This window comes from uncultured Clostridium sp. (assembly GCF_947072515.1).
GTDB lineage: Bacteria > Bacillota > Clostridia > Clostridiales > Clostridiaceae > Clostridium.
Genome location: NZ_CAMTIG010000080.1, coordinates 1 through 12,197, shown reverse-complemented (window position 1 = coordinate 12,197; position 12,197 = coordinate 1). Strand labels below are relative to the sequence as shown.

Genomic DNA, 12,197 nt, shown 5'->3' with positions numbered 1-12,197 from the left:
GATGGAATTATAATGTTCGTTGTAGATGTAGAAAAAATTAAAACATTAACTTATAGAGTTTTCTTAGAAAGAATTGATGGTTAATGTACAAGCTAGAATTAGATCCAAAAGAATTAGAGCAAGCTAAAATTTTATTAGAAGCAGCAAATAAAAATATTCATAAAGTTTTAGCTAGGTCTTTAAATAGAACTGCTCAAATGGCTAAAACTAAGCAGAATAGGTTAATTAGGCAGGGATATAATATCCCTGCTCAAATTATAAGAACAAGAATTAAACTTCAAAAATCCACTCCAGGTAACTTAGAAGCAATTGTTTTAAACTCATCAAAAAGAGTATCTTTAGACCAATTTAAAGTTAATAAACAAAATCCAGGACATTATACAGAAAAAATAAAAGTAAGTGTAAAAAAGGGAGCTGTAAAGACTTTAGAAGGAGGATTTTGGGCTTTCTTTAAAAGTAAACCAAATAATCTAGGGTTATATAACAGAGGTGGTGTAGGAAGAGACACACTAGAGAAATTATATGGTCCTTCTACATATCAAATGGGTACAAATGAAAAGGTTCAAGAAATATTAGAAAAAGAAGCTAATGAGAATTTTTCTAAAAGATTTGAACATGAATTTTTAAGGGAGTTGGGAATAAAATGACACCGATATTAAGAATTGAAAGTAATATATTGGAGAGTTTTAAGCCTCTTTTTACTGGTGAAAAATTTGAAACACCAGGAAAAGAAAAAAAAGAATTAGAGTTCCATAAGGGGTTTTTACCATTTGAATCTTACAAAGAAAAAGTTCAAACAGGAAAGGATAAAAACTCAGATATCCCATTTATCTTATTAAGATACAAAGAGGATGACCAAGAGCTTAGAGATGGAAGATATAGTGCTCAAGCAGTTTGGGAAATCATAATAGGCACATATAAAGAAAGTTCAGATGGTTATTCAGTTGGATTATACATTGCAGATAAATTAAAAAAGCACTTGATGGAATATCCTAATGTTCCTAGAAAATTTAGTGTGAAACAAGATTACATTAAAACAAAACTATTAGAAGCTGAAAGCTCAGGGTATTATTGGTTTCATAAATTGGAGTTTAAAACATATGCTCCATATTATGACTGTAAAATACCACTATAGGGAGGTAAAAAAATGGCGAAAGCTAAACAAATTCAAGAAGATGAAGAAATAAAAGTTGAAATTAAAGAAAAAAATGAAGTTAATGAGAGTAAAGCAATTGTTTATATTGGAACTCATATAAAAACTCCATATATAGTTTTAAATAGATTTACTACATTGTTAGATAAACCTAAAAATTGGGATGATATGGTTAAGAAATCTGAAGATGTAGAAAAGTTATTTGTTAGTATAGATTATTTTAGTAAAAATTTACAACAAATTAAAACATCACATTATTATAAAGAGCTTACAAAGAAAGTTCAAAAAGAATTAGGAGGTAACTAATGTTTAAACATGGAAGTTATTCTAGCGAAGTCCCAACTAGTTTAAGGGGAATGGTTGTTGCAAAGAATCCAGTTTTCGTTGTAGGAACTGCTCCAATCAATATGGGAGATATAACAAATGTAAATAGGGCACAATTAATAACTTCAGCGGAAGAAGCCATGAAATATTTTGGTGGAACTGCTGATTTAAGTTTTACAATCTCAGAAGTTTTAGATGCTTGTTTAAACATATACAATGTAAAACCGATAGTAGCTGTAAATGTATTGGATCCCAAAAAGCACAAAACTGAAAAAACTGAAAGTGGAATGGCAACAATAAATAATAAGGTTACTTTAAGTGATACTGGAATTATTCTAAGTACTTTAAAAGTAAAAATAGCATCACAACAAGAGCTATTACCTCAAGAAAAATATAATGCTTATTTTGATAATGCTGGAAAAACTGTTATTGAAATTATTGGAGAAGGAATTCCTCAAATAGATGTTGAGTATTCATTTTTAGACCCTTCAAAAGTAACAAAAACAGATATTATTGGTGGAATAGATCCTAATACTTTAGAAAAACAAGGGTTTGAATGTATTGATGAAGTTTTCAATAAATACAGTATGGTTCCAGGTTTAATAATAGCACCAGGATTTAGCCACGAACCTGAAGTAAAGGCAATTATAGAAGCTAAATCAACATCTATAAACTCAAAATATGGAGCTATGGGAATTGTGGATTTACCAGAAGAAACACAATATGGTGATGCCATATTAAAAAAGAAAGAATTAAATATAGTTGATGAAGATTTACTTCTATGCTATGGAAAAGGAAAATTAGGAGATAAAATTTATCATCTATCAACATTAGCAGCAGGTTCTATGAGTAGTATTGATGCTGGAAATGATGGAGTGCCTTATGAATCACCATCAAATAAAAATTTAAAAGTTAATGCTCTAGTAATAAAAACTTCAGAGGGATATAAAGAGATTCTATTAGATGAAGAACAGCAGGCTAACTTATTAAATGAAAATGGAATTGTAACAGCTATTAGAAGAAGTAATGGCTTTGTATTATGGGGAAATAGAACATCAGCATATCAACCTGGAGGAAGTACAGATCCTAAAGATATCTGGATTCCAGTTAAAAGAATGTTTAAATTTATCTCAAATGTTATCATTATGAATACTGCTCAAGATGTTGATAAACCGATGAATTATTCAAGAGCAGAGCTAATTCAAAATACTATAAATGTCTATTTAGGCGGTTTAGTAAGTGCACAAAAATTATTAGGTGGAAGAATTGAGTTTTTAAGAGAAGAAAATCCACTTGGAGACATGCTTGAAGGAAAGTTTAAGTGGCACATTTATATAGGAGCTGTTCTTCCAGGAGAGTCACTTCACTTTATATTAGAGTATGACCCAAGTTATCAAGAAGTATTTGTTCAAAAAATAGCATCGTAGGAGGCAAAAGTGAAATTACCAGGAGTTATTAATAATTGTATAATTAGAAAAAATGGGGATGTAATAGTTGGAGCTGGAAGTGCTACATTACCAGAAATTAATAAAAAAATAGAAACTTTAACTGGGGCTGGACTTGGAGGAGATATTGAAATTCCAATTGAAGGTCAATTTGAAGCAATGACTGCAAATATAAAGTTTACAAATATTTGTGATGGAATGATTTTAGAAGATGGAAAAGTAATGGAGATAAACATCAAAGCTGCATTACAAGAAGCAGATACAGAAACTCATGAAACAGGAGAGATAAAAACTCTATCTGCATCTATGAAAGGTAGAGTAAAGAGTTTAAAGCCTGGAGAAGTAGCTCCAGGTACAAAAGCTGAAGCTGAAATAGAAATGGCAGTTACTTATTATAAATTGGAGATAGATGGTAAAGAGTTATATGAGATAGATAAGCTTAATAACATTGGAAGAATTAATGGAAATGACTTAGCACAAGCCGTAAGAAGTGCTCTAGACCTATAGGAGGATTAATGAAAAACGTAGACAAAGATAAATTACCTGAAGATATAAAAAGAGATTTAGAGAAAATTGAAAATGACAAAATTGATAAACAGTTATCTGGTGATTTAAAAATAGATAACTTAGATCCAAAAGGAAATATTTCAATTTTAGAAACTAAAAAAGTTAAAACTGAAAATAAATCTACTGAAGAATTACTTGATATTGAAGAAGTAGTTGAAGAAGATAATGATTTAGTTATTAAATTAAAAAATCCTAGAAATGGTATAGAAGAGATTGTATTAAATCCAGATAATATAAATGGAACTTCATTAAGTAAAATAGAGAAAATGTGGAGAAGTAAAAACAGAGAGAATAGAGAAACTGTAAAAGAATTAGATGGAGAATACTTAGCTATGGTGGCTGCTGTTTTATCTGGAGTAGCTTATAGTACAATCATGAGTTTAGGAGGATATGATTTTACGCAAGTAACATTTAAAACAAGAAATTTTTTGTTAGTAGATTAGGAAATGATCCTTTAAATAATATTTTAGAGCTAGTTCAACGACTAGCTCTTTCTCTAAATAATCCTTTTCATATTAATCTTAATATCTCTTATGAATCTCTTATGGATAGTAGTTTGTTTATATTAAAAAAATACATTGATTTAATTAAAAATTATGAAAAATAAAAGGAGAAAAAGTGAAAGATAAAGGGCTTGAAATTGCATTAAAGTTAAAAGCTCAAATCGAAAGTAGTTTTGGAAATAAATTTAAAGAAATTTCTTCTAAAATCAATGAAGTATCTAAATCATCTGAAAAGCTTGCAGAAAAAGCAGATCTATTAAAAAAATTTGGGAAAAGTTCTGAAGATTTAAAAAAATTAGGTAAAGAGTATGGTGTTGCTAAACTTAGAGTTAAAGAATTAGATGATGAAATAGCAAAATCAGTAGCAACAAATGAAAAAATGTCTAAAACTCATGCTCAAATAACTAACCAAATCAAGAAACTAGAGGGCAGAAAAAGTCCTAAAAAAATGGCTGAATTGGAGCTTGCTAGACAAAATTTACAAAAGTTAGAAAATCAGATGGGATTATCAAATAAAAAAACTGCTGAACTTCAAAAAGAGCACAGAAAAGCTTCAGCAGTAGTTGATAAATTAGATAAAAAAATTGGTAGTCAAAAGAATTCCTTTAATAAATATAGAATGGAATTAAATAAATTAAAAATTCCTCTAAAAAACTACAGAGATGAACTAAAAAAAACTGAACATGCAATAGGACAATTGGCTATAAAACAAAAAGTTGCCAATAAATTAGCAGGAGTAAAAACAGGAATAAAAAATACTGGAGCAAAAGCTTTAAATGCTGCAAAAATTGGAGTTTTAGGTTTAGGAGCAACAGCAGCAGTTGGAATAGGATTATCTGCAAATTCATTTTTAAGTTTTGAAAAACAAATGAGAAGGGTTGAAGCTATCTCTGGAGCTACAAAAGAACAATTCCAACAGTTAAAAAATGAAGCTATAAATTTGGGAAGTAGTACTGTTTTTACATCAGAACAAGCAGCAGCAGGAATGGAAAAGTTTGCATTAGCTGGATTTAAAGTAAATCAAATCATAGATGTAATGCCTGGTGTTTTAAGATTAACTGCAGCCAGTGGAGAGGATTTAGCATTAGTTGCAGATATAATATCTGATAATTTAATTCCATTTAAAATGGGTGCTAAAGATGTTGGAAGGTTTGCAGATGTATTAGCAAACACTATGTCTAGAACAAACGTAAATGTATCTATGCTTGGAGAGTCTCTTAAATATGTTTCAGGGTCAGCAAGTTCATTAGGGTTATCTCTAGAAGCTACTACAGCTGTTTTAGGTTTAATGGGAGACCAAGCCATTAAAAGTGGACAAGCTGGAACAAATTTAAAGTCTGCTTTTAGTAATATTGCAGATCCTAAAGTACAAAAGAATTTAAAATCACTTGGTATTCATGTTAAGAATGGAAAAAATCAATTTGTTGGATTAATTCCACTACTGGAGCAGATAGAAAAGAAAACCTCAAAAATGACTGGAATAGATAAACTTGCTTTTCTAAAGGAAAACTTTGGAGAAGAGGGAGCATTGGCAATGGATAAGTTGCTAACAACTGAAAAAGAGTTTAATGGGGTTGTTTTAAAAGGGACTAAAGCTATTTCTGCAATGATAAAAGAAAATGAAAACTCACAAGGCAAAGCTCAGCAAATGGCAGATGTCATGTTGCAAGGTGCTCAGGGTGCACAAGTTTTACTTAGTAGTGCTTTAGATGGATTGAAAATTATTGTTGGAGAGTTATTCTTTAATCCTACTATGCTTAAAGGTATGAAAAAGGTTACAGAGTTTATATCAGAGTTAGGAAATGTATTGAGAGGTAATTACAACGATAATAGTATAAATAAAACTTTAAAAAGTATATTTTCTTGGGTTCATAATTTATATGTACGGTTAGATCTGGCAATTGAACCATTAAAAAATTTATTTAGAGAGATGATTCCTGATAACTCAACATTAGGACCAATAAAAAGCTTTATGGATAAAATGGCTGATATTTTGGTTGAAGTGGTAAAAGTAACAAGTGAAATTATTGTAACATTAGCTCCAGTATTTAAAACTCTTTGGAAAATAATAGATGCAATAGGAGTTGATAATATAATTGTTTTTGTAGGAGCTTTTATGTTAATTGGCGGAGCTGTAACAAAAATTAAAACAGCTATAGAAGTTTTTAGAGGATTAATTATGATGGTCAAATTAGCAGGTGGAATAATAGGAAGTTTAAAAGCTGTTCTCTTAGGATTAGGTGGTCCTATTGTATGGATTGGAGCTGCATTACTTCTACTATTCTATAAATTTGGTGGAATAAAAGAAAATATATTAGGCATTTGGGAAGCTTGTAAACAATGGTTTAGTACAACAGCTCTGATTTTTGATTTTATTAATCCAGTAAGTACGCTTGTAGACTTAGTTAAATCTTTTTATGAAAATTGGGATAGTTCTTTAGGACTTGTTGATAATCTTAAGAATGGATTCTTTGGATTTATTGACACATTACAACAAAAACTAAACGGAATAATGGAAGGATTTACAAAGCTTGGTGATAAGGTTGTAAATATTCCAATTATAAAAACTATTGTGAGTAAATTCAAGTTAGATGGAAGTCATAAGAATGGATTAGATTATGTTCCATATGATGGATATATTGCAGAATTACACAGAGGCGAAAGAGTTCTTACAGCTGATGAGAACAAAGGATCATTATTATCTAGCTTTAATTCAATAAAAAATAATAACCAGGGAAATTCAAATGATGGAACTCAAGGCGGAATTACAATAAAAATAGACATGCCTATCACTATTCATGGTAATGTTTCACAAGAAACACTTGAGCAAATAAAAGAACAGCCAAGAATAGCAGCAAAAGAAATTGAAAAAATATTAAAGGAGTTGGGAATAAAACATGCAAGAACTCAATTCTAAAGTTTATGAGACAATCTCAGGTGATACCTGGGATTGTATTTCTCACAAAGTATATGGAACAATTGAAATGACAGAACAACTCAGAAATGCAAATAAAGAATTTATAAGAATCATAATATTTTCATCAGGAGTTTTATTAATATGTCCAGAGATTGAAGCTAAAACAACAGGAGGATTGCCACCATGGGTAGAATAAGACAAGCCTATGCAGAGATAAAATATAATGAAAAAGATATATCTTTAGATTTAGAAAAATATTTATCAGCATTAACGATAACTGATAATTTTAGTGGGCAACTTGATGATATAGATATTAGATTAAGAAGTAAAGAAATGCTATTTTTAAAGCCTGGTTGGGCTTTAAAAAAGAAAGCAAGGTTAGACGTTGCCTTGATTACAGAAAATTGGGAAAATCAATTAGAAGAGAAAATACAGCTGCCTTGTGGAAGCTTTTTTATAGATGATAGAAATTTTGAGGCTTATTCTATATCAGTAAAAGGTATATCAGCTCCAATTGGAAATATTTTAGATCAAAAAAATAGTAAACATTGGGAAAATACAACATTGAAAATACTTGGAGAAGAGATAGCTAAAAAACATAAATTGAAATTTCAATACCTGGTAAATGAGGAAATAAAGTTCGGATCTTTAGACCAAGATAAAGAAACTGATTTAAGTTTTTTAAACAGAATAGCTGAAGATGAAGGAATAAGTGTAAAAATAACATTCAATAAGATAGTGCTTATTGACAGAGACATTCTAGAGAAAAAAGAGGCTACTAGAATTATAAATTTACTATCTCAAGAGATTTCAGATGATTGGAATTTTAGAGAAAGAACAAAAGATGTTTATGATAAATGCCAGGTTACATATTTAAATTTAACTTCTTGTTTAAAAGAAACTGAAACATACACAGTAGATGGGAAAAATACTGCAACTAATGAAGAAGATGAAAAAGTACTTAAAATAAATAAGAGAAGTTCATCGGGAGATATTAAAAAATTAGCTATGAAAAAATTAAAACAAGCTAATAGAGGAGAAGTTGAATTCACATTTTCTATAATTGGAGACTTGAATATAACTGCTGGAACTCCTTTTAAATTAATAAATGCAGGTATATTTAATGGAAAGTACATGATTGAAAAAATAACCAGAACATTAGCTCCATTTCGAGCAGATGTTGAAGCATATTTAATTGAATTTGATAAGGAAGGAAGTGAGAACAATAGCAATAGCTAGAATAGAATTTGGAGAGATTACTACAATAGATGCCACTAAATCTACTGCTAAAGTTAAACTTCCAGAATTAGATGGTAAAACTACTGGAGACTTATTAGTCCTAGTTCCACTTTCTAATGGAGATAAAGATTTTAAAGTTTTTCTTCCAGGAACGATGGTTGTGTGCCTATTTGTTGAAAATTCTTTAGAAAGAGGATTTATAATAGGAACTTTCTTTTCTGAAAAGTTTAAAACTCCTGATGGAGCGACAAAGGATAAAAGAATAATGGAATATCCTGGAGGAGCTAAAATAGAAATTGATAAAAGTACAGGATCTCTAAATTTAGATATAGTTAAGACCTTAAATATTAATGTACCTATTATAAATGTTAATTCAACTGAAATAAATTTTAATTCTGAAAATATAAAATTAAATGGAAATGTAACTGCAAATACTATTACTGTTAAAGAAGATTTAAATGTTGGTGGAAATACAGCTACAAAGGGAACTACAACAACTGAAGGAGGTAGAGTTCTTTGAGTTATAAAAGTGATTTACTTAATGATGGAAAAAGAATAATTTATGAAAATTTAGCTTCTAAATACTCCATATTTGATAATCTTGGAAAAATAGGAGTATTTGGAGATATAAGTTTTAGAGTAAATGATAACTATATTCTTACTCCAACTGGCAATATAAGTAAAACAAAAGGTAAAGAAACATATAAACATGAAGGAATAAATTCTCCAGATTTAACAGAATTCAAAAAAAGAAATTTAAGAACAGTTTCAATGCCAGTAAAACTAGTCTATGACTATATAGATATTCAAACTGTATTAAAAAAATTAGAAAGAATGGTTGAGGGAAAAGAAACACATCCTCTTTTAGTGGGAGGAGAACCTTTAGCAGAAAATGATTTTATACTGATGTCAGTGGAAGAAGATATCAGTCAAACTGATAGTTATGGAAGCTCTACAATAACAACGGTTAAACTTACATTTGAAGAATACATTAGCGATATACAGAGAGGAAATAATATTTCTCCAAAAATGCTAAAGCAAAATGATACATACAATACAGATAATAAAATAATTCGAGAAGTTAATAAAAATATTTTAAAGGAGGTTAATAAAAGGTTATGGTAGTAGATAAAATTTCAAATACAAATTTTAAATATGACTACTCCATAGATCCTAATTCAATTGATGGAGTTTTACAACAATGTAGAGTCATTCTATCAACAATAAGAGGAACAGTTCCTCTTGAAAGAGATTTAGGTATGGATCCTAAAGCAGTTGATAAACCATCTAATTTATTAGTCTCTGGATTGAAAGTTGATATTCAACAACAATTTAAAAAATTTGTTCCTAGAGCTAGTGTATTGGGAGTAAGTACATCTCAACAGGATGGAAAAATTGAAATAATTGTTATAGTAGGAGTGAGAGATGAATAATTTAGATAACATTGTATTTATAACTTCAAATCCGCAAGAAGTTCTAGATAAAATTTTAAAAATATACAAAGAAAAAACTGGAATAACCTTACCTAGTGCAGATCCTAGAAGAATTGATTATGATACCATAGCCTATTATTTATCACAAATAAGAGCTTCTATGAATGAATCTATAAAACAAAATTTTTTAAGATATGCAACTGGAGCCAGGCTTGATTTAAAAGGTGAAATATATGGAACTGCTGGAGAAAGAATCCCGCAAGGTATAGCAACTACAACTATAAGATGTACTATCCAAACTTTACAAAATAGAGATATTATCATTCCAAAAGGAACAAGATTTATAAAAGACACATATGTTTTCTCAAGTATTGGAGAAGGAGTTATAAAACAAGGAGAAAAATATACAGATATTATTGTTGAATGTAATACCTCTGGCTTTGTACCTCAATATGATATTGGAGAAATAAAAGATATTATTGATATGTTTGATTTTTATGAGTCTTGTTTGAATATTACTAAAGTTGTTGGTGGAGTTGATGAAGAAGATGATACTTCTTATAAAGAAAGATTAAGAGAAGTTCCAGAATCTTTTTCAACTGCTGGTCCATATGCGGCCTACGAATTTTGGGTAAGAAAATTTTCTAGCTTAATAAAAGATGTTCATATAGATTCACCAAATCCTTGTTTTATTGATATTTATATTATAGGAGCACTCGGTGAGAATATTTCCCAGGAAATAAAATCTAAGGTTTTAACAGAACTTAATACAAAAAGACCTCTTGGAGATAGAGTTCAAATTTTAGATCCAGGGAAAATTAATTTTGAAATAGATATAACTTACTATATTCATTCTAGAGATGAGGGAAAGGCTTCTTTAATAGATAAAAATATAAAAGATAATATTAATACATATATAGCTGATGTAACATCTAAAATAGGAGAAGATATAGATTATCAAGAAATAATAACTATCTGTAAAAACTCTGGAGCTAAAAGAGTAATTATAAGACAACCTACTGATAATATAACTGTATCTGAAACTCAAATAGCTAAGTGCACTAATATTAGCATTGTATCTGGAGGAATGGAATGATAGATATCTATGATATTAAACTAAAAGATTTAGCTCCAAATTCAAAGTTAAGAACTAAAGAAGATCTATTATTTTATGATGTTGTTGATGAAGCGATTAAAAGATTAATTTTATCTGAAATATATAAATTAATCTTACTAGATAATATTGATAATTTACCAGAAGAAATAGTTGATTTGTTAGCTGATGAACTTCATGTTGATTTCTATGACTACTCAGCAGTTATAAAAGAAAAAAGACATATTGTTAAAACATCGATATTATCACATATGAAAAAAGGAACTCTATTTCCTGTACAAAATATTTTAGATACATTTTTCCAGGAATCTGTAATAAAAGAATGGTTTGAATACGGTGGGGAACCAGGTAAATTTAAAGTTGAAATATCTGATTCTGAAGCTGATTATACCCAAACTAATAGAATTATAAAAATGATTGATTCGGTAAAAAGAACAAGCCAGCATTTAGAGAATTTGATTTTCATAAAAGGAGATAATTCACTGCTAAATTACTATGGTGCTGTTCATGATTCTGGAAGAAAAATTGATAAATATAACCCAATTTAGGAGGATAAATGAGAACAGATGGAGCAATTATAACAAATGCTGGATTGGAATTAATTTCCTATGCAATTGCTAATAATAAAAATATAACCTTTACTAAAACAAAATTAGGGAAAGGAGATGTTAATACTTTTGATGAAGCAAAAAAACTAACAGATGTTGTTTCATTTTATAAACAAATTCCAATAACATCTATTTCTAGAAATAACTCAGGAATAATTAGAATTAGATCTACATTTACAAATGAAGATTTTCCAATTGAAGTTGTTCTAAAAGAAGTTGGAATTTTTGCAACAGTAGAAGGTAAAAGCGAAACATTATTTGCATATGTAAATGATGGAGCGGGGGAAAGTTTCCCTCCAGGAACTTCAGGAAATATAGTTGAAAGAGTTAGAGATATTTATGTTGGTGTATCTACAGCTATAGAGGTAAATGCAATTATTGATAAAAGTACTGTCTATGCAACCATATTTGATTTAGAAGAAGGATTAAATAGAAAAGAAGATAAATTTACCAAAAATACTGGTTTTAATAAAAATAAATCCGATTCAACTTCTTTAGATGATTCAGATACTTTAGCTACATCTAAAGCTGTCAAACTCGCAATGGAAAAAGCGACAGGAGCTTCTACTACAGCAGCAGGAAAAGAACCTAAATTCGATAAAAATAGTGCCTTTAATAAAAATTTTGGAGTACTCCAAAATGAAGTTTTAGAAGGTCATAGAATGGCTCAAATACAAGGTGTCGAAAAGTTTGGAGGAGATGTTCAAACTCCTGGAGTTAAAAAAGTAGGTTATTCATATTGGTGTACAGCTAATAAAGATTTTTATATATGTAAGGTTGAAAACTCATTAAATTACATAGATAATGCTTATTTTGACGCATTTTCAAATGCCTCATTATTGGGTAAATTACAGAATTTATCTAGTAAAAATTTTTCTTTAAAATCCGATGAAT

15 protein-coding genes are annotated in these 12,197 nt (G+C 29.3%); all 15 read left to right on the top strand.

Annotated features, from left to right (window positions below; all coding sequences use genetic code 11):
• Nucleotides 1–83: 83 nt before the first annotated feature.
• Nucleotides 84–647 (top strand): phage tail protein, encoded by a 564-nt coding sequence (locus tag Q0W06_RS17755; RefSeq protein ID WP_297638902.1) that lies wholly within the window; start codon nucleotides 84–86, stop codon nucleotides 645–647.
• Nucleotides 644–1,135, top strand: a complete 492-nt coding sequence (locus Q0W06_RS17750; protein ID WP_297638899.1) for a hypothetical protein — start codon at nucleotides 644–646, stop codon at nucleotides 1,133–1,135. Before Q0W06_RS17755 ends, Q0W06_RS17750 begins: the two co-directional genes overlap by 4 nt.
• Before the next feature lie 12 nt (nucleotides 1,136–1,147).
• Nucleotides 1,148–1,459 (top strand): hypothetical protein, encoded by a 312-nt coding sequence (locus Q0W06_RS17745; RefSeq protein ID WP_297638898.1) that lies wholly within the window; start codon nucleotides 1,148–1,150, stop codon nucleotides 1,457–1,459.
• Complete coding sequence (locus Q0W06_RS17740; protein ID WP_297638896.1) at nucleotides 1,459–2,904, top strand: phage tail sheath family protein; 1,446 nt, start codon at nucleotides 1,459–1,461, stop codon at nucleotides 2,902–2,904. The genes Q0W06_RS17745 and Q0W06_RS17740 overlap by 1 nt, the downstream gene beginning before the upstream one ends.
• Before the next feature lie 9 nt (nucleotides 2,905–2,913).
• Complete coding sequence (locus Q0W06_RS17735; protein WP_297638894.1) at nucleotides 2,914–3,429, top strand: phage major tail tube protein; 516 nt, start codon at nucleotides 2,914–2,916, stop codon at nucleotides 3,427–3,429.
• An 8-nt stretch (nucleotides 3,430–3,437) separates the two neighbouring features.
• Nucleotides 3,438–3,932: a hypothetical protein gene (locus Q0W06_RS17730; RefSeq protein ID WP_297638892.1), complete on the top strand. Its 495-nt coding sequence runs from the start codon at nucleotides 3,438–3,440 to the stop codon at nucleotides 3,930–3,932.
• Nucleotides 3,933–4,107: 175 nt separating this feature from the next.
• The gene (locus Q0W06_RS17725) at nucleotides 4,108–6,909 is read left to right on the top strand and encodes a phage tail tape measure protein (RefSeq protein ID WP_297638889.1); all 2,802 of its coding nucleotides are present in this window, start codon (nucleotides 4,108–4,110) and stop codon (nucleotides 6,907–6,909) included.
• Nucleotides 6,890–7,105, top strand: a complete 216-nt coding sequence (locus tag Q0W06_RS17720) for a tail protein X (protein ID WP_297638886.1) — start codon at nucleotides 6,890–6,892, stop codon at nucleotides 7,103–7,105. The genes Q0W06_RS17725 and Q0W06_RS17720 overlap by 20 nt, the downstream gene beginning before the upstream one ends.
• Nucleotides 7,093–8,148, top strand: coding sequence for a contractile injection system protein, VgrG/Pvc8 family (locus Q0W06_RS17715; RefSeq protein ID WP_297638884.1), 1,056 nt, complete (start codon nucleotides 7,093–7,095; stop codon nucleotides 8,146–8,148). Before Q0W06_RS17720 ends, Q0W06_RS17715 begins: the two co-directional genes overlap by 13 nt.
• Nucleotides 8,126–8,668, top strand: coding sequence for a phage baseplate assembly protein V (locus Q0W06_RS17710; RefSeq protein ID WP_297638882.1), 543 nt, complete (start codon nucleotides 8,126–8,128; stop codon nucleotides 8,666–8,668). Before Q0W06_RS17715 ends, Q0W06_RS17710 begins: the two co-directional genes overlap by 23 nt.
• Nucleotides 8,665–9,273, top strand: coding sequence for a phage tail protein (locus Q0W06_RS17705; protein ID WP_297638879.1), 609 nt, complete (start codon nucleotides 8,665–8,667; stop codon nucleotides 9,271–9,273). Before Q0W06_RS17710 ends, Q0W06_RS17705 begins: the two co-directional genes overlap by 4 nt.
• Complete coding sequence (locus Q0W06_RS17700) at nucleotides 9,267–9,581, top strand: hypothetical protein (protein WP_297638876.1); 315 nt, start codon at nucleotides 9,267–9,269, stop codon at nucleotides 9,579–9,581. Before Q0W06_RS17705 ends, Q0W06_RS17700 begins: the two co-directional genes overlap by 7 nt.
• On the top strand, nucleotides 9,574–10,677 hold the full coding sequence (locus Q0W06_RS17695; protein ID WP_297638874.1) for a baseplate J/gp47 family protein: 1,104 nt from the start codon (nucleotides 9,574–9,576) through the stop codon (nucleotides 10,675–10,677). The genes Q0W06_RS17700 and Q0W06_RS17695 overlap by 8 nt, the downstream gene beginning before the upstream one ends.
• Nucleotides 10,674–11,243, top strand: coding sequence for a phage tail protein I (locus tag Q0W06_RS17690; protein WP_297638872.1), 570 nt, complete (start codon nucleotides 10,674–10,676; stop codon nucleotides 11,241–11,243). The genes Q0W06_RS17695 and Q0W06_RS17690 overlap by 4 nt, the downstream gene beginning before the upstream one ends.
• 8 nt (nucleotides 11,244–11,251) lie before the next feature.
• Nucleotides 11,252–12,197 (top strand): hypothetical protein (locus Q0W06_RS17685; protein ID WP_297638870.1); only part of this gene is annotated, 946 nt, incomplete at its 3' end.

Excerpts from the sequence above, each read along its gene's own strand:
- Q0W06_RS17755 (WP_297638902.1), top strand. The coding sequence starts at position 84 with ATGTACAAGCTAGAATTAGATCCAAAAGAATTAGAGCAAGCTAAAATT.
- Q0W06_RS17750 (WP_297638899.1), top strand. The coding sequence starts at position 644 with ATGACACCGATATTAAGAATTGAAAGTAATATATTGGAGAGTTTTAAG.
- Q0W06_RS17745 (WP_297638898.1), top strand. The coding sequence starts at position 1,148 with ATGGCGAAAGCTAAACAAATTCAAGAAGATGAAGAAATAAAAGTTGAA.
- Q0W06_RS17740 (WP_297638896.1), top strand. The coding sequence starts at position 1,459 with ATGTTTAAACATGGAAGTTATTCTAGCGAAGTCCCAACTAGTTTAAGG.
- Q0W06_RS17730 (WP_297638892.1), top strand. The coding sequence starts at position 3,438 with ATGAAAAACGTAGACAAAGATAAATTACCTGAAGATATAAAAAGAGAT.
- Q0W06_RS17720 (WP_297638886.1), top strand. The coding sequence starts at position 6,890 with ATGCAAGAACTCAATTCTAAAGTTTATGAGACAATCTCAGGTGATACC.
- Q0W06_RS17715 (WP_297638884.1), top strand. The coding sequence starts at position 7,093 with ATGGGTAGAATAAGACAAGCCTATGCAGAGATAAAATATAATGAAAAA.
- Q0W06_RS17700 (WP_297638876.1), top strand. The coding sequence starts at position 9,267 with ATGGTAGTAGATAAAATTTCAAATACAAATTTTAAATATGACTACTCC.
- Q0W06_RS17695 (WP_297638874.1), top strand. The coding sequence starts at position 9,574 with ATGAATAATTTAGATAACATTGTATTTATAACTTCAAATCCGCAAGAA.
- Q0W06_RS17690 (WP_297638872.1), top strand. The coding sequence starts at position 10,674 with ATGATAGATATCTATGATATTAAACTAAAAGATTTAGCTCCAAATTCA.